This is a genomic window from Dawidia soli (assembly GCF_018598185.1).
GTDB lineage: Bacteria > Bacteroidota > Bacteroidia > Cytophagales > Cyclobacteriaceae > Ohtaekwangia > Ohtaekwangia soli.
The window spans coordinates 26803-50572 of record NZ_JAHESC010000043.1 but is presented as its reverse complement, the minus strand read 5'-3'; the positions used below and the strand labels follow the sequence as shown (position 1 = coordinate 50572).

Here is a 23770-nt window from a genome sequence, read left to right as displayed (position 1 = left end):
AAGTTAAACGGTTGTTTAAGATTTAAACAAATGTTTAAGTAAAAGAAACGTGTACGGTTTCAAAACGCATTTACCGTACGGTTTCAAACGGTTGTGGATTTCGGAAAAATTTTTTTAACACGTTTGACTTCCGCTGCGGGTCCTCGTATCATGGGTAAATTTGAAGATGCCTAACCCGCCACCGACCGACACCATCCTGCGCGCTACCCGCGGCAGCACGCAGGCCTTTCGCGAGGTAGTGGAATGGCTTCAGCCCTACGCGTATTCCGTTGCCTACCGTTTTACGGGGGATGCCGACGACGCCCAGGATATCGTCCAGGAAGCCTTCGTCCGGCTCTGGCGCCACCTGCCGGACTACAGGCCTGAGGTCAAGCTCACCACCTGGCTCTACCGCATCGTCGTCAACCTGTGCTTCGACTTTTTAAAGTCGCGCCACCGCCGGCAGCAAAAGAACCGGGTCGGACTAGCCGATGGCCACGGCATACCCGACCTGAGCTCACCCGAAAAAGACCTGCAGCAACGCGAGCTGCTGCAGTCCGTTCACCGGGCGTGCGAAACATTGCCGCCGAAACAGCGCGCCGTCTTTATCCTCCGCGACCTCGAAGGGCTTTCCGCCCAGGAGGCGTGCGAAGCTCTATCGATGGACGCCGGCACCTTAAAAAGTAATTTGTTTTATGCCCGCCGGCAGGTGGGCGAAAAACTCCGTGCCTTTTATCAAGACAACACAAACCACTTCTCGTTATGAGCTGTGCACGATATTTAGAAGACATCTACCTCTATGATGAGCTCTCTCCCGCAGCGCGTCTGATTATAGACCAGCACGTGCTGACGTGCGACGCCTGCCGCGCGTTGCTGGAGGAAGTACAACAGCAATCTGCGCTGGTGAAGCATGCTTCTACGGCACGACCGGCGCCCGCGCACGCGAAACATCTTACCGATGCCATTCTCGCACGCATCGAACAACCGGCACAGCGGGCAACCGTTGTGACCCGGTTGCTCGCACCGATGGATTCGCTCTTTGTCCGATATTCGCTGGCGGCCGTATCGGTAGGGTTGTTGGTGCTCTTTGTTTCTGAACAGTATAGTGGACCAGTCGTGGTCAAACGCATGCCGGGCCCGGCAGCGTCGGCCACCTTGAATACAGGCGTCTTTCTAAAACAATACGCGGAGGAAAAAAAACAGTCGAAACCAACCACCCCCTCCTGGTATCAATGTCTTCGTGATGAGTCCTGTGCCGCATCACTCTTCGAAACGCATAAACAACGAAAACTTTCTTCGCTATGAAATTCCGAATCAACATCATATACTTCCTACTATGTCTGTCAGCTCTCCTCTCCGCTTGCGAACAGGATATCGCCATGGAAACCACCGTTTACCCGGATGGCTCTTTGGACAAGACCATTCACATCGCTCAAACCGAAGACCATAAAATTATTAAGGCGATCAATGCCAGACCGGACAATACGGTAGAGGTCACCCACAGCGACACCATTGAAAACATATTCGGGTTGCGTGTAGAAGACGGGTGGGCCGTAGCGACCCGAATGATCCCGGAAGTTGACTCGATAACGCTTTATGCCTTCAGTCGCCATTTCTCGTCTGTGCACGAAGCGAATGCCGCGCTGGCGACGCCCGTCGACACATTGTTTCGCGTAACCAGTTCGTTCGAAAAGAAATTCCGTTGGTTCTATACATATCTCTATTACGCCGATACCTATCACGCGATCAACCGGCTGGATTATCCGATCACGAACTATGTGACCCCGGAAGACTACAGCTTCATAGACCGCCTCCCCGCCGAGGGCAAAAAGATCACGCCGGCCGACAGCATATACCTCGCCCACCTGCACGATAAGCTCTTCGGCGACTACAGCTTACGTGCCCTGTATGAGCAATATTATGATCTTACGGTAAAGCTTATGCAGGAAAACCACGTAGAGGACCGGTGGTACGACACGCTGCGGGCACACAAAGAAAGTATCCTTCGGGATGTTGTTTCCAGGCATGATATCAGTGAGAACTACATGGTCGACACACTCGATAGCCTCGGTATTCCGCTATCCTCGGCTCAACTATCAACGATACGGCAGGCCTTGCTTAAAGCGATGGATAGCAAACTTAGCTTTATGTCTGTAGCCAGCGATGCTACCTATCGGCACCAGATCAATATGCCGTGGGGAGTGGTCCGAACCAATGCCGACTCCATTTCAGGCAACCAGCTTTTCTGGAATCCGCCCTCCATTAAATTTCTGATAAAGGATCATACATTCTACGCCGAGGCACGTCAGCTAAACTACTGGGCGGTGGCTGTCTCGGGCGGAGTGATCATCTTGACGGTCTTTCTCTTCACCCGGCGGCGGCGCGCATAAGATGAATATAAAAGGCCCGGCAGCGTACATTGCCGGGCCTTCTCCTATCGTTACGTGCGCACGTAAGTATTAATTCAAGCGTTGCAATACGATCGCCGCCGCTTCCAGCTCCTCGCTCACCACGGTCAGGGCACCAGCAGCGCTAATTTCGGCTACGATCTTCTTGCCGTCGCTGAAACGCATTGCGCTGAACTGCACCACGTCATCGGCGCTTACGTTCATGGTATACACTTCATACGCGTTTTCGGGCAGCAGACTTTCATACGCGTGTGTATCGAGGTCCACTTTGTACAGGTTCGTGCCGGAGGCTATGTAGTAGTAGCGTTCAGAGTACACCAACAGGGCGCCTTCCTCAACCTGCGGAAGCTCAAATTTGCGCACGGTATTATCCTCCTCGAAAAACTCCCAGTGAAGGTTGCGATTAAAATAGGTATCGACAAAGACAACCGAATTCTCTTTCCGGATCATATAGGCTCCCTGGCTCTCGGTGCGCATCATGCTGCCGACGGCGTCGTTCACGTCGAGGTCGTCGTTGGCCGACCAAACGGTGTTGATCGCGATCTCGCTTCCCGTGATCGTTATTCTGTGGATGGCGGGCAAATAACCGTTATCCCAGGTGTACGTGATGAAATAGAACGATCCGTTATTGCCCAGCCAGGCTTCGCGGTTGTCGCGGCCATCGACCTTCACTTCAAAGATCCCTCCGTTGGCTTTCCGGATGCGCAGATCGGCCGTGCCGTTCGCCTGGGTTACGCCGCCAGACTCGCCATATTTGTAGAGGCAATTTCCGTGCGCATCCATTTCGAAATACCGGGCTTCCTGCCCGGTGGATGTATAACCTGATACCGCCGGCTGCTGGGGGTTGGAAACATCCAGTTTCTTTACGGAACCGGCAGCATTATCCATGGTCAGATAATATAGATTGCCCGCGCCATCGGCCTTTACAACTGCTTCGCCCAGTCTTTTCCATGGAGGCACCAAACCACCCTGGGTAAAATCGAAGATGGCGCCGTCGGTCTTGCGCAGCAGCAGCGTGGTATAATGTTTCGTGCTGATGCTATCGGGAAAAACAAAGTCACCCGTAAGCGCCACATACTCGTCGTTCATCGGTGTGATCCAACGTACCAGTACATTGGTGCCGGCCTCCTTGGTATCGATAACATTGCCCTGGGCATCCAGGAACTTTACAACCTCCATGGAGCCGCCTTCTGTAATCTTGTACAGATTGGGTGTGTAAGCCGGGCGTACATCGCCGATGCGGCCGTTGGGAGCGGGTCCGAGCAGCACCAGGCTCTGTGCATCCTGGATGTTCATACCGCGTGTCTCTCCCACGGGCGGCTGGTCATCGTCTTCTTCTTTTTTGACATCGTCGCTGTCGTCCGAACAGGAAAAAGCCAACACTGCCAGGGCTGTCAGGCAAAGCAGTAAAAATTTGTTTTTCATAGATAATGGTTGATGGTAATTTTTTAGACAATAGATCTTCAAAACTATTGAAAAAGCACAAACGCCGTCTAGCGGAGCCGATAGATCAGACCGCCCGGGCAGCAAATATTCTTACATGACCGATTCCGGTCAACACGCACTGTAGTATAGTGGTTTTCCTTTCCGTGACCGCACAAGATGTCTTACGACGCCTTCGGGCGATGGGCGAATCACGACAAATGGAACTCATTTTCCCATCGCACCGGCCTTTTCCTTACTTGTAGGTGTAGTAGCGTTGGTAGAATAGTATGGCCGAGGCAGCCAACATCACCGGTGCAGCCCACCACATTCCCCCAAAAAGGATCACCAGAAACAAGATCATAAAGCCGTAGAACGCCGCCGTTACAAACTTCGCCATCGACAGCGGCATCCTGTACAAGTAACTGCGGAGCAGCATCCCCATGGCGAGGTTCAACGCTGCCAACCCGGCAGCTGTCGAAAGATCGCCCTGTGTCAGTATCCATATCGTTTCAGGCAACGTCAACAACAGGTAGGCCAACAGGGTATGACCATAACGCCGCCACCGTGGCCACGGCAGGTTCGGCAATACGCTGAGGTAGGTATTCTCAAATTGCTGCCACTGATACAGTACCACCAGGTGGGCCAATGCCAGCAGCAATACCATCACGCCGCCCATGCGCACATCGGCTGTCAGGCTGCCGAACAGCACGATACCGCCCGCCAGGATCAGCCACGAAAACAACTTGGTGACCGTCAGCGTAAGCTTCTGCCGGTACAAGAGCTCGTACAGATACAAACTGAACAGGGGTTTTCGCCAACGCCGGGTGAGTGTCGTCATCCACCAACGCCCGACGTCGCTCGCCAGCCGGTTTATGTACCACACATATAACGCCGCACTCACCAGGATCACCAGCAGCACGTAGGCCACCAGTAACACGGGTATCAGATAATATTGATAAACCAGACCCACAACCACGCAGAACAATGCAAACACAAAGGCCGGGAGCGAAAGCACCAGTTGCACCAGGCACCAGTCGACATACTGCTGCACCTTAGGGGCTGCGGTAACGCTGTAGGTCAAAAACTGTTGCTCCGGCAACCGGGATTGCTTCAGCACAAAGCTCCAGCTGCGTACGGTATAGAACGCCCACCCCACAAAGACCGCCCCGCAGATGTACGGGGATGAAACGAACGACAGCGCAAAAATGAGATTGTACCGTATGCGGTCCGCCGGTACGAGGTGTGTTTCGTTCAGTACGTTCATAAAAAAGAAGTACGTCACCACGGTTACAAAGAGGAACAGGAACAGCCCGGCATTGGTCTTATAGAACCGGTACGCGAAGATGCGTATCAACACATGGGCTACGGGCCGGGTCATCAGGCCGTGACGGTTACCGTGTGATGTGCTACGAGCAGATGCCGTAGTGGCAAGCTTTCCATGGCGAGGGGCTGGTGCGAAGAGATCAGAAATGTCGTGCCCTGGCGCGTATACTGCCCGATGATCCACCGATCGAGCGCCTCCAGCGCCTCTGCATCCAGCGTAATGGCCGGCTCGTCCAGTAAGATAAGCTGCGGCGTGCCCAGGAACGCCAGTACCAGCGAAAGTTTCTTTAACATACCACTGGAGTACGTGCCGATAGGCTGATGTATATACGATTGCATATGCATGCTCTCTATATAATGCTCTTCCTGCCGCCGTGCACCACTCTTGGCTGTGCGAAAAAGATCGATCATCTCCATACCCGTCAGAAACTCCGGGAACAGCGGCTCGGCTTCCGCAAAGTTTACGACGCGCCGATAAGACACCGTGTCTTTTTTAAGACGAAGATCGTTCCAGGCAATGTCACCGCGGAAGTGCAGCACACCGGCCATGGAGCGTAACAATGTACTCTTGCCGGAACCGTTCGCACCTTTTACCCAATAAATGCCCACAGGCAGTGTAAGCGCATCGATCTGTACGATCGTAGTTGTGCCATACCGTTTGGCAAACCGGTCAAACTGTATCATTAGCCATTGTATTTGCTCGTCTGGTGATATCTGTCGCCTGCATTCGTCAGGAATTACACATCAACACGGCCAGCCTGACGGATGTCAGGAAGTATGTGTATCAAAGATCATCCTATCGGCAGACCTACGTCAGGTGCGGGGCATCGGGCGCCCCCTACTTTAGCGTCACATTAAAGGACAACGCTATGAACGCAAAACATCTGAATGCCACCCTGGTGGTACTGCTGGCGATCTTCCTGTATCATCCCCTGCACGCACAAAATACACTTACGGTCAAGTCGGTGAAGGCCACCATCCAGGGCTCATCGACGTTACACGACTGGGAATCGCAGATCACGCAGATAACCTGCCTTGGTGATTTTCAGTCAGAGAACAGTCTACTCAAAACCATCGCTGACATCAGCGTCAAAATTCCCGTGGCAGCCATCAAAAGCTCGGAAGGTAAAATGATGGACAATAAAACCTATGAAGCTTTTAAGTCCGACGAACATCCGTATATAACCTATACCGCGTCGCGCGCACAGATCACGACCGACGCTGCCCGGAATACGACCATTAAAGTCTCGGGCAGCCTGACCATGGCGGGCACTACCAAACCCATCACGGTCGAAGCAAAAGGCAAGTCATTGCCCAACGGCGACATGGAGATCTCTATAGCCCGCAAGCTTAAAATGACGGAGTTCAACATGAAACCACCCACCGCGATGATGGGTACCATCAAGGTAGGCGACGAAGTAACGGTTGTCGTGAGCCTCGTGCTCGCACAGGCCGCTGCCGCCTCCCGCTAATCATCTCTCTAACTATCCACTTAAACAAACTTCTTATGAAGACTGTCAGCCGTATTACCCTTCTGCGAAGACTCCCCGGCTTCCTCCTCCTCACCCTCCTGGCACAGATCGCAGCAGCACAGGCCCCGATTCAATACTTCCGCCAATATGACCAGCGTGGCATCGGCGTATTCGAAACCTCCAAGAACGACACCGTGCCCTTCAACGACCTCAAGCTGCGTGTAGGCGGGAACTTTACGCAAAGCTTTCAGACCCTCAGCCATAGCAACGAAAGCGGTGTACCGCTCTATGACCTGGGCAACGGCTTTCCGTTGGCGCAAGCGAACCTCAACCTCGATTTCCAGCTGGCCGACGGTGTACGCGTAAACCTCATCTCGTATATGTCGTCTCACCACCACAACGAAATGTGGGTGAAGGCGGGCTATTTTCAGATCGACAAAGTCGGGTTCCTCAACAGTGAGCTGCTGAACAACCTGTGGAAGAACCTCACGCTGAAGATCGGCCACATGGAGATCAACTACGGCGACGCGCACTTTCGCCGCAGCGACGGTGGTAACGCCTTCTGGAACCCTTTCATCGAAAACAATATCCTGGATGCTTATACCACCGAGATCGGCGCCGAGCTATACTGGCAAAAGAATGGGTTCTTGTTAATGGGTGGTATGACCAACGGCGAGATCCAGGGCAGCGTGACCGCACCCAACAAACGCAGCCCGTCGGTATACGGCAAAGTGGGCTATGACAAAGTGCTGGCGGAAAGAACCCGCATACGCCTGACCGGTTCGCTCCTGCGTAAATCTTCGTCTGTCAACGGCACGTTGTTCCGCGGCGACCGCACCGGCTCCAATTACCAGTTCGTGATGGAACCTGCCAACGCTACGGTAACGGCCAACGCCTTCTCCGGACGCATCAACCCCAACTTCTCCGACGACGTCACCACCTTTGTGATCAACCCCTTCGTACAGTTCCACGGCCTGGAATTATTCGGCACGGTAGAATTTGCGGAAGGCAACACGGCGGTAGAAAATGGTGAAGTACAATACACACCGGCTGCCAACGATGCCACCCGGTTCAATAAACTGGAGAAACGCAAATTCGACCAGGTAGCCGTAGACTTACTGTACCGCTTCGGAAAAGCCGACCGGTTCTATGTCGGCGCACGCTATAATAAAGTGAGCGGCACGCAGGTGTTCGGCAGCAGCACAACCGTTGCGACGGCCGGTGGGATCTCGCAAGGCACCCGTCTCGATGTATCGCAGGAACGCACCGCTTTTGGCGGTGGCTGGTTCATCACCCGCAACATCCTGCTGAAAGGTGAATATGTAACACAGAAATTTAACGACTATCCTGCAGGCGATATCCTGCAAGGTGGTAAGTTCGATGGATTTGTCTTCCAGGGCACCATCGCCTTCTAACGATAACCGGTAGCCGGCCTTTGCGGCAGGCAGGCCCTCCTGACAGGGCTCGGGCACCAGCCGACTTCTTCAGCACAGGGTCGACTGGTCCTGCAGGCAGGCAGGTGTTACAATAGTTTCAGGTTTGGGTTTTGGGTGTGGGAGCTGCCTCTCCCGCACCCTTCTTTTATCACCAGCGCACCACCACGCTACCGGTGCACCCCTGCATGTCAGAAGCCTTCACCGCCATGTGCAAATAGCCCGACGATTCGTCGTAACGGTGGTGCAGCACGGTGAGCCCGCGCGCCATCGACTGTACCAGCACCGGCTTCGGGCACCTTACCTTCACATCTTGCTCGCCATAGATGCGCAGCGTTGCCGAAAGCCCCTGTCCCGACAGCTCCACGCGGTATACGTTATACGTTCCGTCGTTGTACACATGCACCGGCGGCCGCTCATTTCCAACCGCATACCGCAGTGTATATACCTGGCGCTCGAGCGGCGGCAGGTATAAAAATCCATAGCCCTCGTCTTCGAACGCCACCGCCAGCGGGGTACCGTTCAGATCAGCCGAGGCGATATGTTCGCCGGGGGCAAGCCTGAGCTTCAGTACCAGGTTGCCGAGGCCTTTAAAGGTATAGGCCTTTTCGGGCATCGCTGTGTTGTCGAGGGTCACAACGCCCGGCGTGGGCTCGGTAACCACGGTGTGTTTGTTATATAGCCACTGCGCGTGCAGCTGTTCCGTGTTCTTGGCAATATACCGGTCGGGCAACCGTTGCGCAGCTTTATAGTATTCAATCCACCGGGCTGTGACCGCAGGTTGCAGCGGGTCGTCCTGTGCCAGCCAGTTGGGCCAATGGCTCTCGATGATGTCGGTCTTTTGCTCCGCCAGCGGCACTTTCGGCAACGATGACAGCTCGTACCATACGTTGCCGTAGTTGATGCGGTTGATGACGTGCGTGTTGAAGTCAAAACCGCCGCCGTTCGGCTCGGTGGGCGGGTTCAGCTCGGGTATCTCGCTAAAGTCGGTATTGGCATATTTTACACCGGCTTCGCTCAGCAGCTTTCCAAGGCTATAGCTGCCGGTGGGATTCCAGAAGTAGCTATAGGCACAGGGCACAAAGCTCTCGGGAAAAGAGTGCCCATTCTCCGGGGTGATACCATACTGCGCCAGGATGTCTTTAAAGCATTGAATATGCTCGCGCAGCGATACCTCCGGCCACGGTTCCTTGTCGGCGAGGTTATACCATTCGGCGCGCTTTTGCGGTTGGCCGGGAGCCCAATATTCATGGCCCGTGCCGTGCAGACCAAACTCCATATACGCGGACTGCTCGCGCACAAACCGCATGATAACCTCTTGCGCCTCCGATACGCGGTGGCTATTGTCCCACTGCTCGCGCAGGTACGTGGTGGTGGGGAACCGTGCCAGCAGGTTGGTGCGGTCCATCTCGCTCAGGATAAACAGGCATTGAATGCGTGACCCGACGGCCTTGCCGACGTCGATCATGTACTGGTAGTCACTTAACTCAAAGCGGCGCTTTACGCCGGTGCGATACGGACCGGGCACAGGTTTTTCGGAAAGATCGGCGCCGTCCATCCAGCCCAGGTCGTCCACGGCAAAAGCAAACGCACGCGGAAATGTTATCTTTTGTGTCATAGACATACAATTCTTCAGGATGCTACCGCGGGTATGCTTCCAGCAGCAGGTGTTGGGTAAACGTTACCGGCAGTGTTGGATTCGCGCGCGACACCTCCCCCAGCGTAACATTGTTTACATAGTCGCGCACGGTATATACTTTGTCTTCCAGACCACGCAATTCCACCGCGCCATCCCAACGATCACTGTAAAAGGCATAATGCAGCGTGTCGCCCTTCTGTACCACGTGTGTCTCGGGCAGATCATACCCCAGCGTATAGAGCTCCCCGCGGTACGGCGCTTTGGAAAGCATTTTACGGTGATACAACATAAACCATTTTTTCCATAGTTGCTCCTTCTCCGGCGTCAGCAGGTTATCTTCTTTTACCGCCGGATTTTCCTTCGGCCAGGTGAACTTCGTCCCCAGCACCGCCCCGATGCCAAACGAAGAGGCGAAGTCACTGCGGCCATCGCTCAGCTCCACATGATCACCAAAGTATGCTGTCTTGCCGATGAGCGCTTTGTACGCCCGGCCCTTCAGACGCACCTGCCAGCTGTTCAGCGGATCGGACGCTACCGCCTGGTTCATATAGGGCATATTAAAGACCGACATACACGTGCCACACGGGCAGTTTTGAATAACCGCGTGCGGATTGATCTGTTTTGCTTCCTGCCAGATGGTATCAAAGAACCGCGGCAGGTCGCGCACCGCTTGTTCAGGATCGGTACCACCCAGGTGTGTATTGTAATCGGGCGGTACGGCGTTCATGTGCTGGCCGTCCATCTTCAAGCCGTCGAAGCCCCACTGCCGCATGAACAGGTCGACGGTTTCTTTTGTGTGGTTCAGCGTGCCGGTATATCCCGGCGACATATACCAGGCATCCCACCACGTGATCTGCTGCGGTTTGCCCCCGGCATTGATCAGCCGCAGGTCGGGATGTACTCGTAACAGCTGGCTGCCACTGTCGGCGGCCAGCGGCGCCCACCACAGCATGGCCTTCATGCCCTGCGCGTGGATCTCATCGACCAGCGTCTTCATCTGCGCATCGCCCCCGGGAAACTTTTGGGTATTCACATGCCAGTCGCCCTCCGCTTGCTGAAACCCATCGTCGATAGTCACCCATTTTATACCGAGCGATTTTACTTTCGGAAAGGTACCACGGATCTCGTCGAGCGTCACGTCGCGCATATAGCCCCAGGCACACCACGAAGCTTCAAAGGCTCCTTCTTCCGGTTCGGGAAAGACCAGGCCCCGCGCCTGCAACAACGTTCCATATTGTTTAAGCGCGGTATAGTAATCGCCGCGGTGTATCAGCACAAACGTTTCGTCTGTACGCAGTGTATCGCCCGGCACCAGCGCATAAGGCTGCTCATATGTTTTTGATACCTGCACGATTGTCTCACCGGCTGCGTCGACGGCCACCGGCAGCTCTACGAGCCGCGGCTCCAGCGCCACATGCCCTACCGCCAGGCCCTGGTCGGCATGCCACACATCCGTCACGGGTATACCTCCGCCGTAGTCGGAGTTGTTCATGCCCATGTAATTCCGCTGGTAAAAGCCCGGCTTTAACGGCAATACCCAGTCGCGACGCTCGCCGGTGGACTCGCCCTGGAAGGACCAACCCACAACGGTGTCTTGCACGGGTGAAATGGAATAATGGTGATTGACCCACTGGCGGATCCCGAGAGGTTTATCTCCTTCGTTCACATAGGCCGCCTGTAACAACATCAGGTCGGGGAAATGGCTGTATACCTTTACCGTAACGACCTTTCTGATCTTTTGATCCGGCGAATCGGCTACCCCTTGGATAACCCATTGCGTGCCCACGCCGGCATCGTCCGAAAAAGCATGTGATTCCTTTTTATCAACACGAAAGTCCCGTAGCGTATCGATCGTTGTTACGATATACTCCGTCGCGGCCGTTCCGGTCGTCAGGGGGCCGGCCTGCTCGTCGGCGGATCGTACCGCTACATGCAGCTTGTCATTGACCGACACCTGCAAGTTACCATGCTGCCACGACAACGGCGTCTCACGACAGGCAACCACGACCAGGCATACAAGAAAGACTGCAACGCTACGGCTGGACATACAATAAAGGGTTTAGGATTGGAGAAGGCTTCTTACAACGGCGAAACAACGCTCAGCTTTTCTTCGATCAGCTTTTTGACCGACGCCGTCGCCACGGGGAACACCTTGCGCAAGTCAATCTCGTCGTTGTCACGTAACGTCGATTGCAAGGTTTTCATAAACATGTTCTTGGTCTCTGTTGCCAGGTTCACTTTTGTGATACCATTCTTCACGGCCTGCTTTAACTGGTCATCCGGGATGCCCGAGCTGCCATGCAGCACCAACGCCGCCGGCGTTGCCTGGTGGATCTGCAACAGCAGGTCCAGTTGCAGCTTCGGCGTCTCTTTATAGAACCCGTGCGCCGAACCGATCGCGATGGCCAATGCACTCACACCTGTTTCCTCCACAAACCGCCGCGCTTCGTCTGGCTGTGTGTATTGGCTTACCTGTTGCACCTGTCCCAGCTTGGCAACATAGCCCAGCTCTGCCTCTACGTTGGCGTGATACGATGCCGCCAGCTTCACCACCTCGCGGCTGATCTTCACATTCTCGTCAAACGATTTCTCACTTGCATCGATCATCACCGAATCAAACCCCGCATCGAGGCATTGGTGCACAACATCGCGCGAGCTGCCGTGGTCCAGGTGCAGCCAGCCTTCGACGCCGTACGCCTTCAATGCTTCGCGTGCCATCGCCGCCGCCAGGTCTATACCGAGGTATTGCAGCGAGCTTTCCGACAATTGAAGAATGATCGATTTGTTCCGCGCCTTCGCAGCCTGCAATACGCCCGACAGGGTCTCGAAGTTGTAAAAGTTGGTGGCCAGCAATGCTTTTCCTTCGCGGCTGCATGTACTGAGTTTTTCCTGTAGGGTCATAGTTAAAATGAATAGTTGAAGGATGTCGCGGCGATGGTCTTTACCAGGGCCAGGCTTTCAAACGCGCCCGTGCCACCGGGGCGTGTCGTATTGATCGCGCCCGTCAGCGCGCCAAATTCCAGACACGCCTGGTCACCGGCGCCGGATATGAATTTGTGTATAAAACCGGAGTCAAAGCTGTCGCCCGCACCGATGCTGTCGACCACATCTTTGTTCAGGAATGCCGGCTGGTGCAAGAGCTCCCGGCCATTCCACAGGTAGGCGCCGTCACTGCCGTGCTTCACCACCACGTTGCGGGCAAAGGATTTTATGGCGTCCAGGGCCGCCGTAAGATCGTCTTTGCTTGTAAAGGCTTTCAGCTCGTTGATGTTGGGCATAAAGACATCGACGTGCGGTAGCAATTGTGGCAGGTCTATATCCCAGCGCTCGGCCGGGTCCCACTGCGGGTCCAGCGACGTTGTCAGCCCCGCATCCTTTGCGCCTTTAAACAACGCCACGATATCTTGCTGCAGGCCCGATTGCAGGAACACCGAGCTGAGGTGCAGGTGTCTGGCCTTTTGTAATACGCCGGGGGTGATGTCTTGCAGCGTGAGGTGTTTCATGGCGCCGGGATAGGTCACCATGGCGCGGTCTTCGCCGAAGTTGAGCACGATGGTGGCGCCGGTGTTATACGCGGTCGACCGCAGGATATGCGTCGTGTCCACACCGCGCGACTGTAGGCTGGCCAGGATGTGGTCGCCGAAATTATCATGGCCCAACCGGCCGATGAAGGCCACCCGCGAGCCCACGGTGCTCAGGTTACTGGCGAAGATCGCCGAGCTGCTGCCCATCGTCAGGGTCATGTTGTCGGCCAATACTTCTTTTCCGATCTCGGGAAACTTATCGACCTGGTTGAGGATCAGATCGACGTTCAGCTCTCCGACAACCAGTACATCATAGGGTTTATTCATGATACGTTAGCGGATTCCGTTCAACGCATAAATTTGCACACCTTCCACCACGCGCGTGATCGCGCCCGTGGCAGACGGTGCATCGGGCTTCAGCCCCAGCTGCAGCGACTTAAAAAATCCCAGCAACTGTGCCGGCACGATCGCCGCTACCGTCAGGAACTCTTCATCCACGGTATTCGTGCCGTTCGATAGCGTGATCAAATGGTCGAGCGCGATCCCTTCCGGTGCCGTCTCGGCGATCCCCATCTCCGCGAGCGGCGGATTGCCCTTCTTCATCGCGCCCACCAGGTCTTTTTCGTATTGCTGTGCATGCTTGTCGTTGGAGAACGTATAGACCACCAGTGTATGCGGATCGATCACCGCTTTCGGACCGTGGCGAAAACCCAGGTATGAATCGTTCTTACAGATCACCTGGCCGTCCGTCAATTCCTGCAACTTCAGGTGTCCCTCGGTAGCCGTGCCGTACAATGGCCCGCCGCCCAGGAATACCGCACGCTTGAAGTCCAGCGCCGCGATCTCCTTCAGTTCGGCCACATTGTTTGTCAATACGCGCTCCGCATACCGCGCCAGCGTCTGCACGGCTGGCTCCTGATCCGCCACGGTGTCTATATTCGCCAATAGCTTACCCGCCAGTAACATGCCGGAGTAGCTGCTCGTCATCGCCAGGCTTTGATCGTTTGCCTCCGCGGGCAATGTATATACATATTTGGGATTGGGTGACGGATACATCGCCAGTAGCCCTTCCGGATTGCACGTGATCACCAGGTGAAAACACTGCCGGCAGATCTCATCCGCTATCCGCACCGCGGCAGCACTCTCCGGGCTGTTACCCGAGCGCGCAAAAGATACCAGCAACGTGGGCACCTCGGGCAGCAGGTAGTCCTGGGGATGTGACACCAGGTCGGTGGTCGAAATCGCCTCTGTCAGAATTCCCCGGCCGCGTTGAAACGCACCGCGCAGCGAAAGGCCGATGAAAGCGCTCGTGCCCGCGCCGGTCAGGATGATGCGGCGAACCGGTTGGGTCGTGTGAAAGAATTCTTCGATCGCTGACCGGCGGGCATTCGCCTCTTCCCAGATCTTCAGCCAGAGGGCGGGCTGCTGGGAAATTTCCCTGGCCGTGTGAATAGCCCCCAGGCGGGTCAATTCGTCCACGGGGAAATTCAAATATTTCATAGCTTTTATTTAAAAGTGTCCGAAGCCAAAGGTAGAATAAGTTAAATTAATTATCTTTCATTTCGTTATTTTAATTTACTGAAAGGCTTTCTTTTTATTACAATTGGTGAGAATACATTAAATCCGGGCCTTCCCGGTGGACCGGCTACTTAATTTATTACTTTTATTTGTTCAAAAAACCCTTTTAAACGAAACTATAATGTCCAGAAATCAAGATTCCACCGTGTCGCGACGCAAGGAAATCCTTCAAATGCTTTCAGAAAAAGGAGAAGTGTTTGTCGAGGATCTGATCGAACGCTTCAAGGTCAGCGGCGTCACGGTCCGGAACGACCTGGACCAGCTCGAACAAAAGAACCTGTTGATCCGCGCCCGCGGCGGAGCCATCAAAATGGAAACCGGCGTGGCGATCGACCAGCGCGTCGTCGACAAGAACCGCATCAACTTCCAGGAGAAATCGCGCATCGGCCGCAAGGCCGCCCAGCTGGTCGTTGAATCCGACACGATCATTATCGACTCGGGTTCCACTACCGCCGAAATGGTACGCAACCTGCCCGAGCTGCAAGACCTGACGGTAATCACCAACGCGATGAACATCGCCAACCAGCTGATCACACGCCCGAACATCAACGTCATCATCCCCGGCGGCTACCTGCGCAAAAACTCACTCTCCCTCGTCGGCCCACAAGCCGAAAAGAGCCTGCGCAATTTCAACGTAGACAAAGCCTTCTTGGGCGTGGATGGCTTCGATACCAAACATGGCATCTATACTCCGAACGTAGAAGAAGCCCGCCTCAACGAGATCATGATCGAGATCTCCAAAGAAGTGATCCTCCTGGCCGACTCCAGCAAATTCACCCGCCGCAGCTTCGCTTTTATCTGCTCCATCGACCAGATCAATAAGGTTATCACGGATAATGGGATTAAGCCCGATGATAAGAAGCGTTTGGAGGATGCGGGGGTGCAAGTTGTTATCGTATAGGGTAGCCGTTTAAGGCAACGACGCCAGTTACAAACTGGCGTCCGTCAGCAATTAGCCCAAATCTTAACCCATTAGTCGTTCTGATCCGCCAGCTCATTCGCCAGGCGCTCGTCCTGCGGTATATAATATATATTCCGGGCGGCATCCCAGTTCACCACCTCGTGCGGCTGCACACCGGGGAAGGTCCGATCCATGGGCAGCTTGTTCCGGAATACATCGATCGTGCGGTGCCCCTCATACGCCAGCTCCATCCGCCGCTCTTGCAACACTGCCTCCAGCACCGTCGCAGCGCCCTGGAGATCTCCCAATGTATACAGATCATCGTCGGCAATGCCCGCGCGTTTGCGGATCACGTTGATGTCATCCAGCGCCAGTTGGTCCTGTCCCTTCTTGGCATACGCCTCCGCGCGGTTCAGGTACATCTCCGCCAGGCGCACGACATGCGGCGAGCTGAGCGTCACAATGCCATCCTGGTATGAAAACTTCGTGATAAAGTATTTCGGGATACCATTGCGCTGCGCCACGGTCACACCGTCTTCTTCATACTGCGGTTTGATCAGCGTATTGCGGACATCCTCCGGATGCTGCTCCAATAACAAGCGCAGCGGATCCGATACATATACCTCTCCCCAGCCTTTGACATCGGTCAGGTACATCGACCCGATCGATCCGTCACCCAGATCGTCTTGTAGTGTGTGTTTGATCACAAAGATCGACTCCGAATGCTTGGGTGTATTCCAAAACATGTCCAGATAGTTTTCCTTTGGCGTCAACGTCAGCAACGGCGAGGCAATGGCCTTGCTGGCATACTCGATCACCTTGTCATGCTGATCCATATATAAGTATATGCGCGACAGTAACGCCCAGGCGGCCTCCTTTGAAGCGTACTCCACGCCCCGACGCTCACCATTCTCCATCAGGGCAGCAGCCTTCTCCAGATCCGCCACTACCTGGTCGTATGATTCGCCTACCGTCGCCCGCGGCATCTTTCCAGGGTCTGTGCTTTTGAGGCGAAGGATCGCTCCCAAATTACCCGTGCCTTGCGTATAGGGCTTCGAGAATAATCGCAATAGATCCATGTAGGCCATACCCCGCAGAAAGTAATTCTCCCCGAGCAAATAATCATTGGCCGGGTCCGCCCCCTCTTCAACCGATTCGATATTCTGGTTCACGGAGTTGATGATCTTATACGCCACGTACCATACGTATGTGGAATTCTCCATGGCAGGATAGTGTTGCCGGGTGGCCGCCTGGAATAGCGGATCTTCGGTGGTGCCACTCAGGGTAACGTTGTCGCTGGAGTATTCCAGCATCATGTGCAGGTTGCGCGCGTAGGTGCTTCGATAATCCGGAACACCCTTGTAAAGCAGCTGGTCCTTCATGAGCGAGTACGCGCCGTCGGTAGCGTATTTCAACGCATTGGGTACGGTGGGCAGGTTGTCTTTGGTCACGCCGTTGAAAGGGTCTACCTGCAGGTCGCAGGCGCCGAGCGTCAGCAGCGCGGCAGCTAAATATAGTTTGAGTTTCATGTGGTTTCGGGATTAGAAGCTGATTTGAAGACCTACGAGATACTGTTTGCTGATCGGGTACTTGAAATACGATAAGCCGGCCATGATACCGTTAGGCTCGTCGGTATACCCCGCTACCTCCGGGTCGAGGCCTGAGAATTTGGTGAAGGTGAACAGGTTGTCGCCCGAGACGTAGAGGTTGGCACCCGACAGTTTCAGCTTTGACAGCAGGTCTGCCGGCACGTTATAGTTGAGGGTGATATTTCGAATGCGCCAGAAACCGCCATCCTCCAGGTACCGCGACGAGGCTTTGTTGGCATTGTGATTCCCTCCGAACATAGGCTTGGGGTGTGTCGCGATATCACCGGGGTTGCGCCAACGCGACCAGCCGTCGTCCAGCTTCATCATATTAAAATTGAACATGGCGCCGTCGGCATCGACAAACTCACGCGTGCTGTGGTATACGTCGTTACCATATTGATAGGATGAAGATACGCTGAGCGTAAACGCCTTATAGGCAAGCGTCGTGCTCAGGCCGCCAAACACCTTGGGTGTAGCCGAGCCGACAATCTGCAGGTTTTCCGTCCGCGATGCGATATCGTATTCGTTGGTAACGCCGTAGCCCACGATCCTGCCATCGGCATCGCGCTCCGTCGTCTGCCACTGCGGATCACCGTTCTCCGGATCTACCCCTATCCACTTGGGCAGATACCACGAGTTAACATCTTTTCCCACCTGTACGACTTGTTTCACGCCATCGTTGTTCCGGAAGATCTGCGTGACACCATCATCGGCCAGTGCCTTCACCTCGTTGGCGGCCGTACCGATGTTAAAGGCTACATTCCAGCGGAAGTCGCCTGTGCGTAGTACATCGCCGTCGATGCCCAGTTCGATACCGCGGGTCGCCAGCCGGCCCGCATTGCGCAACACGCGTTCAATGCCTTGCGAAGGCGGCTGCTGTACATACAGCAACAGGCGGTCGGTGTCTTTATAATATGCATCAACCGCCACGTTAACCCGGCTGAATAATCCGACGTCGAGACCAACGTTGTAGGTCTTCGTTTGCTCCCAGGCCAGAACAGGGTTGGGGATATTGACAGGATAACCGGCAGTACCACCGTTGTACTGATGCGAGAATTCATAGACGCCGACGTCCTGATTGGCGGGAATGTTGTCGTTCCCCACAATGCCAAAGCTGCCGCGAAGCTTCGTGAAGGTTACCTGCTCCCGGATCCCGCGGAAGAAATCTTCACTGCTGATGATCCACGAGGCCGACAGGGCGCCAAAAGAACCCCAACGCTTATCGATGGCAAAGACAGATGCACCGTCCCGACGGAAAGAGCCGGTCACGAAATATTTGTTTTTGTAATCATAGTTGACCTCGCCCAGGTACGACATCGCCCGGCCTTCGGCATGCTCGCCGTTGATGTCCTGCGGAGTACCCACCGCCGAAGGAACCTTAATGCCCGATGGCACACCGATACCGTTACCGGCGGCATTTTCAGATTCCGAGTACTGCCCTTCAAAGCCGACGAAGCCACCGACGTGGTGCTCGCCGAAGTCGTGATTCAGGCGGATCAGGTTTGTCGAAATGAGGCTGTAAGAGTCCGATATGTCGTATGCCAGGGAGCCGTCATAGGCTGCGCCTTCAATCGTCTTCACATCCTCGTAGGTGTCGCTGCGATAGCTACCATAAGCAAACCGGTTCCGCGACTGTAATGTCAACCATGGAGTAACCTCTACGGTCAGCACGGCATCACCGTTCAGCGTAAAACCTTTGCCGTTGTAGTCGTTATACTCGGCGCTTTGCAAGATGTTGTTCTTGTCGCGCGACAGAAAGCCCGGCGTGGTTGCATCGACATAACGGATGTTTCCGTTCTCGTCGTAGGGTGAGTCGTATGGCAGGTATAGGAACGGTTGATACGGCCACCGCCAGTGATAGTTCTTGGTCTTGTCCCGGGTAATGTTGAGGTTCGTCGTAAGTTTTACTTTATCGGACAATGCAAAATCGAGATTGGAGCGGAAGTTGAACCGCTTATAGCCCGTGGTGAGCAGGGTGCCCTCCTCGTCGTAAAAATCGCCGGCCAGGTAGTAGCCGATCTTGCCGGACTTGCCACGCGCCGAAACATTGTGATTCTGTACAAAGGCCTCCTTATAGGAAAGATCCACCCAGTCATAATTTTGTTCCAGCAGCGTCCGCGGGCGCAACGCGAGGAACTGGGCGGAACCCGGGAACATGGCACGCTCGGTTTCATACAGCTCTTCAGTGTTCATCATCTCAAAATTACCCGTGGTAATCTTGCGCGTACCCAGCGTAGTTTTATAGGTGATGACCGGCTTTTCGGATACACCTTTTTTAGTTGTCACGATCAGCACACCCGAGTTTGCGCGCGACCCATAGAGCGCCGTTGCGCCGGCATCTTTCAGCATGGTCACGCTCTCCACGTCATTCGGATTATACGCCCCCCCCACAATGCCGTCCACCACCACCAGGGCACCCCGGCTGGAACCAATGGACGACGCGCCGCGCACCAACACCTGCGGCACACTTCCGGGCGCACCCGTCAGCGTCGACACCTGCACGCCCGCGACCTTCCCCTGCAGCAAGCTCTCGACGCTCGAGGTGGTCACACTCTTCAGCTTTTCACCGGAGACATTCACGACGGCACCGGTGATCTCCTGCTTTGTTTTTTCTGAATACCCTACTACTAAAACTTCAGCCAGTTGGTCGACCGATTGGGTCAACGCTATGTCCACGGTAGTTTGTTGCCCTACCGTTACCTCCTCCGACTGGTATCCGATAAACGAAAAGACCAGCACGTCGGCATCGCTCCCCACTTCCAGCGAATAGGCGCCGCTGGCGTCCGAGGTCGTTCCCTTTATCGTACCCTTTATCAGCACATTGACACCCGGCAAGGGACTGTTGTCGTCGATGGACCTGACAGTCCCCCGGACGGTCCTGACCTGTGCCTGCACGGCAGACGCCAGCAAGCAAAAGCAAAACACTCCCCAGGGAAGTTTTTTAAGTAAAAGAATAGGCATAGGTATTGGGTTTGTAAGTTTAAGTAAATGTATAAACTTTCGAAATATTACAAAAACACAATTTAAAATTTCCTATTATTACCAATAACCTAAATTTGATTTTTAAAACCTTATGATTCTCAAACAACCCTGGTTCCGGTACGCCCTTGTCACAACCCTCTTTTGGGGTGTCTGGGGCGCCTTTATCGAGATCCCCGAAAAAGCCGGATTCCCCGCCACGCTGGGCTATGTCGCCTGGGCCATATCTATGATTCCCTGTGCGTTAGTGGCCCTTTATGCCCTCGGCTGGAAACTCGAGACCGACCTGCGGTCGGTCGGGTTGGGCATGCTGATCGGCCTGCTGGGAGCAGGCGGCCAGCTTATTCTTTTCCAGGCCCTTCGCGAAGGTCCTGCGTATATTGTATTTCCTTTCATTTCGTTATTCCCGATCGTCACGATCTTGCTCTCCACCCTTCTCCTCCGCGAGCGTGGCAACCCCCGCCAGTGGGTGGGCATCGCCGTGGCCCTGGCGGCCATCTTCTTCCTGTCTTACTCCCCGCAGAGCACCGGCACTGTCGCTGGCACCCGCTGGATCTGGCTGGCGTTGATCGTCTTCCTGATGTGGGGCGTGCAGGCATATGCCATGAAGTTCTCCAATGCCTCCATGCAGGCTGAAAGCATCTTCTTTTACATGACCGTCAGTGCGCTGGTACTGGTCCCGGTCGCCATCTGGATGACCGATCGCACGCAGCCGATCTACTGGGGCTGGAAAGGGCCTTACCTGGCAGGCGTTGTACACCTGCTGAATTCCATCGGAGCCCTGACCCTGGTCTATGCGTTGCGTTATGGCAAAGCGATCATCGTGGTGCCGCTCACGGGATTGTCGCCTATCCTGACGGTAATCCTATCATTGATTGTATATACAGTGATTCCGGGTCCGAGCTTGATGTTCGGGATCGTGCTGGCGCTGGTTGCGATCTATCTTCTATCAGAATAGCAAGGGATCCTGACGAGAGAGTCAGCGCGCAGCGCGTCTCTTGTGCCCCGCATGCGCCCGGTCTCCAGGCTGGCGGGCATAAAAAAAGGCTACTCGGTAGCGAGTAGCCTTGTTCTTATTCCCAGATCATTGGTCTAATAATCGTCACTCCGCGCAAACTCATTCTTCCGATACATCCACTGCCCCTGCGTAAAGTCCGGTATCTCCACCGTCTCCCCCCCGAGTCTGATCGACGTCTCCGATAATGGCGTGATCGCACTCCACGTCACGGCATCATATACATCTTGCGGCGTATTTGTCTTCCGCTTCACCGCTTCGATAAAGGCGTTGATCACAAACCAGTCCATGCCACCGTGCCCTGCGCCCGAAGCATCGTTGCCATACTTCTTCCACAGCGGGTGATCATATTTGTCCAGCCACACCTGCGCGTTGTCCCATTCATGCGGCTTGCTCTTCCCTTCCACGTAAATGGAGTTATTGACATCCATCCACAATCCATTCGTACCCTGCACGCGGAAACCCAGCGAATACGGCCGCGGTAAATTTGTATCGTGCTGCAGCAGGATCGTCTCCCCGCGCGCGCACTTAATCATCGTCGTAACGATATCGCCGAGCTTAAATCCCACTTTCGCATTGGGATGATTCTCGCCCGCGTTCTTCACAATATAGTCGTGCAACCCGCGGCTCTTCGTCGAATACGACACGAGCTCCGTCAGGCGGTTGCCGCGGTTGATGTCGATCATCATGGCCACCGGCCCCAGGCCGTGCGTGGGATATAGATCACCGTCGCGCAGCACCGAGTGTTGCGTGCGCCACGAAGCCTCCGAGAAGGCTTTCTCGCCAAACTCCACCCCGCCGCCGTACGGATCCTTGCCGTTATTGAACTTCACCGCGCGCAGGTCGTGCTGATAGCCGCCTTGCAGGTGTACAATTTCACCAAAGACATTTTGCCGCACCATGTTCAGCACGGCCATGACGTCGCGGCGGTAACAGACGTTCTCCAGCATCATCAACGGCATGCCCGTGCGCTCGGAAGTATGCACCAGCTCCCAGCATTCTTCGATCGTCATGCCGGTGATCACTTCGCAGCCTACGTACTTCCTGGCATTCATCGCGTCGAGGCACATCACCGTGTGCCACTCCCACGGCGTAGCGATGACGACAGCGTCAATGTCTTTGCGCTCCAACAGTTTCTTATAACCATACGGGCCGTCGGAAAAGATCTGCGGCATCGGCTTACCCGATTTGGTAATGAGCTCCTTGCTCATGTCGATCATGCGTTGCTGAATGTCGCAGATCGCCACAACCTCTACGTCGGCACGGTGCAACGCCAGTTCCAGATGCCCTTGCCCGCGCAAGCCTACACCGATAAATCCCAACCGTACTTTGGCCGGATCCTTTTCTTTCGACAGCAGTGCCGACGGCAGCAACGTCAGCCCTGCTCCTGCCATGGCCGTCTGTTTGATAAAATCTCTACGCGAAAAACTCTTCATGCTTTGAATCCTGATTTCCTGAATATACTATTATTATGGCTCATTTCGTCAGATCGACAAACTGCGTTTGGTTAGGATCCGGGCTGGCGCCGGCTTCGGGTATACTGCCCACCGAGCCCCAATTCAACAGGTCGTGAATGCCATAGGTGAAGCCGGCAGGCGACAACCCCACGAGCGTCGAGCGCAGCATCGAAAACTCGATGGCCTTGCCGCCGTCGATAACCTGCAGGTCGGACGCCAGCAGGAAGCCCGAGCCGATGTCCGCGGCCGGCAGCCAGGCAAACGTATTGTTGTTACCCGAGCTATAATCGTAGCCAAACAAGCTTGCATCGTTGTCGTTGGCAAAGTCTCCTTCAATGAGGTACTCGGCGCCTATGCCCCCTTCCCAGTCGCCGGTATTAAAAGCCGTACCGAAGTTATTGTCGACGTTGAGGTATACATCAAAGAAGCCCTGCAGATCGGCCGTGCCCTCTACGTAGAAATAGATCTTCAGACCGTCGTAGTCTACTTTCACTTTTGTAATAGAGCCTTCGCCCAGTTCGGTCGATACCGGTATGTCGGCCCAGTCGTCAAAGCTGCCATCGATCACAACGTCCGAGCTTTTGGCGAGGATCATCTCGTCCGGCAGCGATAGCGTTTCGCCGCCCGGGCCTGTAGCCGTCAGATACGCCGTGTAAACACCAAACGCTGGATACTCGTGCACAGGACGCTCTTCCGTAGAGGTCGTACCATCGCCAAAATCCCAGAAGTACGCTGTCGCACCTTTCGACAGATTGATGAACGTGACCGTGCGCTCATCCGCCTCATAGATAAAGTCGGACTTGGGGGCGCCCTCATCATCATCACCGCAGGCTCCTGCTGCCAGGGTCAGGGCGGCCAGCGACAAGACCTTGCTCCAGAAGGTGAAGGACTGAACAAATCGCAGTTTCATAGGTTTTAGTTGGGTTAGGATGGTCAATATTTACAAAAGGTTTTCTTTGTTGTTATAAAATTATTAAAACAATCAAATAAAAGAAATAATATTGTTTTTAATTTCGAATCACGATCTATAAACAAGGAAAAGAAAGAT

General features: G+C 54.6%; 19 protein-coding genes. 7 read left to right on the top strand and 12 right to left on the bottom strand.

Translation table 11 applies throughout. The features are described from left to right. Positions 1-166: 166 nt before the first annotated feature. Genes KK078_RS23575 through KK078_RS23565 form a run of 3 tightly spaced genes read left to right on the top strand, consistent with a single transcriptional unit; the run spans position 167 to position 2369 of the window. Positions 167-745, top strand: a complete 579-nt coding sequence (locus KK078_RS23575; protein ID WP_254092798.1) for an RNA polymerase sigma factor — start codon at positions 167-169, stop codon at positions 743-745. Further along, complete coding sequence (locus KK078_RS23570) at positions 742-1284, top strand: anti-sigma factor family protein (protein WP_254092785.1); 543 nt, start codon at positions 742-744, stop codon at positions 1282-1284. The genes KK078_RS23575 and KK078_RS23570 overlap by 4 nt, the downstream gene beginning before the upstream one ends. Continuing rightward, positions 1281-2369, top strand: a complete 1089-nt coding sequence (locus KK078_RS23565) for a hypothetical protein (protein ID WP_254092784.1) — start codon at positions 1281-1283, stop codon at positions 2367-2369. The genes KK078_RS23570 and KK078_RS23565 overlap by 4 nt, the downstream gene beginning before the upstream one ends. 69 nt (positions 2370-2438) lie before the next feature. Here the strand turns inward: KK078_RS23565 and KK078_RS23560 are convergent, their stop codons facing one another. The 3 genes from KK078_RS23560 to KK078_RS23550 form a co-directional block, all read right to left on the bottom strand. After that, on the bottom strand, positions 2439-3812 hold the full coding sequence (locus KK078_RS23560) for a hypothetical protein (protein WP_254092783.1): 1374 nt from the start codon (positions 3810-3812) through the stop codon (positions 2439-2441). Between the two features lie 253 nt (positions 3813-4065). Continuing rightward, entirely contained in the window at positions 4066-5190 is a 1125-nt protein-coding gene (locus KK078_RS23555) for a hypothetical protein (protein WP_254092782.1), read from the bottom strand. Then, positions 5190-5819, bottom strand: coding sequence for an ABC transporter ATP-binding protein (locus tag KK078_RS23550; protein WP_254092781.1), 630 nt, complete (start codon positions 5817-5819; stop codon positions 5190-5192). The genes KK078_RS23555 and KK078_RS23550 overlap by 1 nt, the downstream gene beginning before the upstream one ends. A 185-nt stretch (positions 5820-6004) precedes the next feature. Between KK078_RS23550 and KK078_RS23545 the strand changes: the two genes are divergently transcribed. Next, complete coding sequence (locus KK078_RS23545) at positions 6005-6607, top strand: YceI family protein (RefSeq protein ID WP_254092780.1); 603 nt, start codon at positions 6005-6007, stop codon at positions 6605-6607. Between the two features lie 35 nt (positions 6608-6642). Beyond that, complete coding sequence (locus KK078_RS23540) at positions 6643-8022, top strand: hypothetical protein (RefSeq protein ID WP_254092779.1); 1380 nt, start codon at positions 6643-6645, stop codon at positions 8020-8022. A 169-nt stretch (positions 8023-8191) separates the two neighbouring features. Here KK078_RS23540 and KK078_RS23535 read toward each other — a convergent pair whose 3' ends face one another. From KK078_RS23535 to KK078_RS23515, 5 genes are read right to left on the bottom strand one after another with little or no spacing between them, the layout of a single operon-like run. Beyond that, positions 8192-9658 carry a hypothetical protein gene (locus KK078_RS23535; protein ID WP_254092778.1) on the bottom strand — a complete coding sequence of 489 codons (1467 nt, stop codon included), beginning with the start codon at positions 9656-9658 and terminating at the stop codon, positions 8192-8194. 22 nt (positions 9659-9680) lie between these two features. After that, a complete protein-coding gene (locus tag KK078_RS23530) occupies positions 9681-11726 on the bottom strand; it encodes a glycoside hydrolase family 36 protein (protein WP_254092777.1) in 2046 nt (681 codons plus the stop codon). A 32-nt stretch (positions 11727-11758) separates the two neighbouring features. Continuing rightward, a complete protein-coding gene (locus KK078_RS23525) occupies positions 11759-12580 on the bottom strand; it encodes a class II fructose-bisphosphate aldolase (protein ID WP_254092776.1) in 822 nt (273 codons plus the stop codon). 2 nt (positions 12581-12582) lie between these two features. Further along, on the bottom strand, positions 12583-13530 hold the full coding sequence (locus KK078_RS23520; RefSeq protein WP_254092775.1) for a carbohydrate kinase family protein: 948 nt from the start codon (positions 13528-13530) through the stop codon (positions 12583-12585). 6 nt (positions 13531-13536) lie between these two features. After that, the gene (locus tag KK078_RS23515) at positions 13537-14703 is read right to left on the bottom strand and encodes an SIS domain-containing protein (RefSeq protein ID WP_254092774.1); all 1167 of its coding nucleotides are present in this window, start codon (positions 14701-14703) and stop codon (positions 13537-13539) included. A 199-nt stretch (positions 14704-14902) separates the two neighbouring features. Here KK078_RS23515 and agaR point away from each other — a divergent pair, with 199 nt between their 5' ends. After that, positions 14903-15682 carry a transcriptional repressor AgaR gene (gene agaR, locus KK078_RS23510; RefSeq protein ID WP_254092773.1) on the top strand — a complete coding sequence of 260 codons (780 nt, stop codon included), beginning with the start codon at positions 14903-14905 and terminating at the stop codon, positions 15680-15682. 71 nt (positions 15683-15753) lie between these two features. On the opposite strand, the gene KK078_RS23505 is transcribed toward agaR, so the two are convergent. Together KK078_RS23505 and KK078_RS23500 are read right to left on the bottom strand one after the other, a co-directional pair. Next, complete coding sequence (locus tag KK078_RS23505) at positions 15754-17211, bottom strand: RagB/SusD family nutrient uptake outer membrane protein (protein ID WP_254092772.1); 1458 nt, start codon at positions 17209-17211, stop codon at positions 15754-15756. A gap of 12 nt (positions 17212-17223) precedes the next feature. Beyond that, on the bottom strand, positions 17224-20232 hold the full coding sequence (locus KK078_RS23500; RefSeq protein ID WP_254092771.1) for a SusC/RagA family TonB-linked outer membrane protein: 3009 nt from the start codon (positions 20230-20232) through the stop codon (positions 17224-17226). Between the two features lie 112 nt (positions 20233-20344). Between KK078_RS23500 and KK078_RS23495 the strand changes: the two genes are divergently transcribed. Then, positions 20345-21208, top strand: coding sequence for a DMT family transporter (locus KK078_RS23495; protein ID WP_254092770.1), 864 nt, complete (start codon positions 20345-20347; stop codon positions 21206-21208). A 134-nt stretch (positions 21209-21342) separates the two neighbouring features. On the opposite strand, the gene KK078_RS23490 is transcribed toward KK078_RS23495, so the two are convergent. Further along, positions 21343-22701 carry a Gfo/Idh/MocA family protein gene (locus tag KK078_RS23490; protein ID WP_254092769.1) on the bottom strand — a complete coding sequence of 453 codons (1359 nt, stop codon included), beginning with the start codon at positions 22699-22701 and terminating at the stop codon, positions 21343-21345. 40 nt (positions 22702-22741) lie between these two features. Beyond that, on the bottom strand, positions 22742-23632 hold the full coding sequence (locus KK078_RS23485) for a PKD domain-containing protein (protein ID WP_254092768.1): 891 nt from the start codon (positions 23630-23632) through the stop codon (positions 22742-22744). Positions 23633-23770 lie beyond the last annotated feature (138 nt).

What these genes read in the sequence shown, in the direction of transcription:
- KK078_RS23575 (WP_254092798.1), top strand. Translation starts at nt 167, where the DNA reads ATGCCTAACCCGCCACCGACCGACACCATCCTGCGCGCTACCCGCGGC.
- KK078_RS23570 (WP_254092785.1), top strand. Translation starts at nt 742, where the DNA reads ATGAGCTGTGCACGATATTTAGAAGACATCTACCTCTATGATGAGCTC.
- KK078_RS23565 (WP_254092784.1), top strand. Translation starts at nt 1,281, where the DNA reads ATGAAATTCCGAATCAACATCATATACTTCCTACTATGTCTGTCAGCT.
- KK078_RS23560 (WP_254092783.1), bottom strand. Translation starts at nt 3,812, where the DNA reads ATGAAAAACAAATTTTTACTGCTTTGCCTGACAGCCCTGGCAGTGTTG.
- KK078_RS23555 (WP_254092782.1), bottom strand. Translation starts at nt 5,190, where the DNA reads ATGACCCGGCCCGTAGCCCATGTGTTGATACGCATCTTCGCGTACCGG.
- KK078_RS23550 (WP_254092781.1), bottom strand. Translation starts at nt 5,819, where the DNA reads ATGATACAGTTTGACCGGTTTGCCAAACGGTATGGCACAACTACGATC.
- KK078_RS23545 (WP_254092780.1), top strand. Translation starts at nt 6,005, where the DNA reads ATGAACGCAAAACATCTGAATGCCACCCTGGTGGTACTGCTGGCGATC.
- KK078_RS23540 (WP_254092779.1), top strand. Translation starts at nt 6,643, where the DNA reads ATGAAGACTGTCAGCCGTATTACCCTTCTGCGAAGACTCCCCGGCTTC.
- KK078_RS23535 (WP_254092778.1), bottom strand. Translation starts at nt 9,658, where the DNA reads ATGACACAAAAGATAACATTTCCGCGTGCGTTTGCTTTTGCCGTGGAC.
- KK078_RS23530 (WP_254092777.1), bottom strand. Translation starts at nt 11,726, where the DNA reads ATGTCCAGCCGTAGCGTTGCAGTCTTTCTTGTATGCCTGGTCGTGGTT.
- KK078_RS23525 (WP_254092776.1), bottom strand. Translation starts at nt 12,580, where the DNA reads ATGACCCTACAGGAAAAACTCAGTACATGCAGCCGCGAAGGAAAAGCA.
- KK078_RS23520 (WP_254092775.1), bottom strand. Translation starts at nt 13,530, where the DNA reads ATGAATAAACCCTATGATGTACTGGTTGTCGGAGAGCTGAACGTCGAT.
- KK078_RS23515 (WP_254092774.1), bottom strand. Translation starts at nt 14,703, where the DNA reads ATGAAATATTTGAATTTCCCCGTGGACGAATTGACCCGCCTGGGGGCT.
- agaR (WP_254092773.1), top strand. Translation starts at nt 14,903, where the DNA reads ATGTCCAGAAATCAAGATTCCACCGTGTCGCGACGCAAGGAAATCCTT.
- KK078_RS23505 (WP_254092772.1), bottom strand. Translation starts at nt 17,211, where the DNA reads ATGAAACTCAAACTATATTTAGCTGCCGCGCTGCTGACGCTCGGCGCC.
- KK078_RS23500 (WP_254092771.1), bottom strand. Translation starts at nt 20,232, where the DNA reads ATGCCTATTCTTTTACTTAAAAAACTTCCCTGGGGAGTGTTTTGCTTT.
- KK078_RS23495 (WP_254092770.1), top strand. Translation starts at nt 20,345, where the DNA reads ATGATTCTCAAACAACCCTGGTTCCGGTACGCCCTTGTCACAACCCTC.
- KK078_RS23490 (WP_254092769.1), bottom strand. Translation starts at nt 22,701, where the DNA reads ATGAAGAGTTTTTCGCGTAGAGATTTTATCAAACAGACGGCCATGGCA.
- KK078_RS23485 (WP_254092768.1), bottom strand. Translation starts at nt 23,632, where the DNA reads ATGAAACTGCGATTTGTTCAGTCCTTCACCTTCTGGAGCAAGGTCTTG.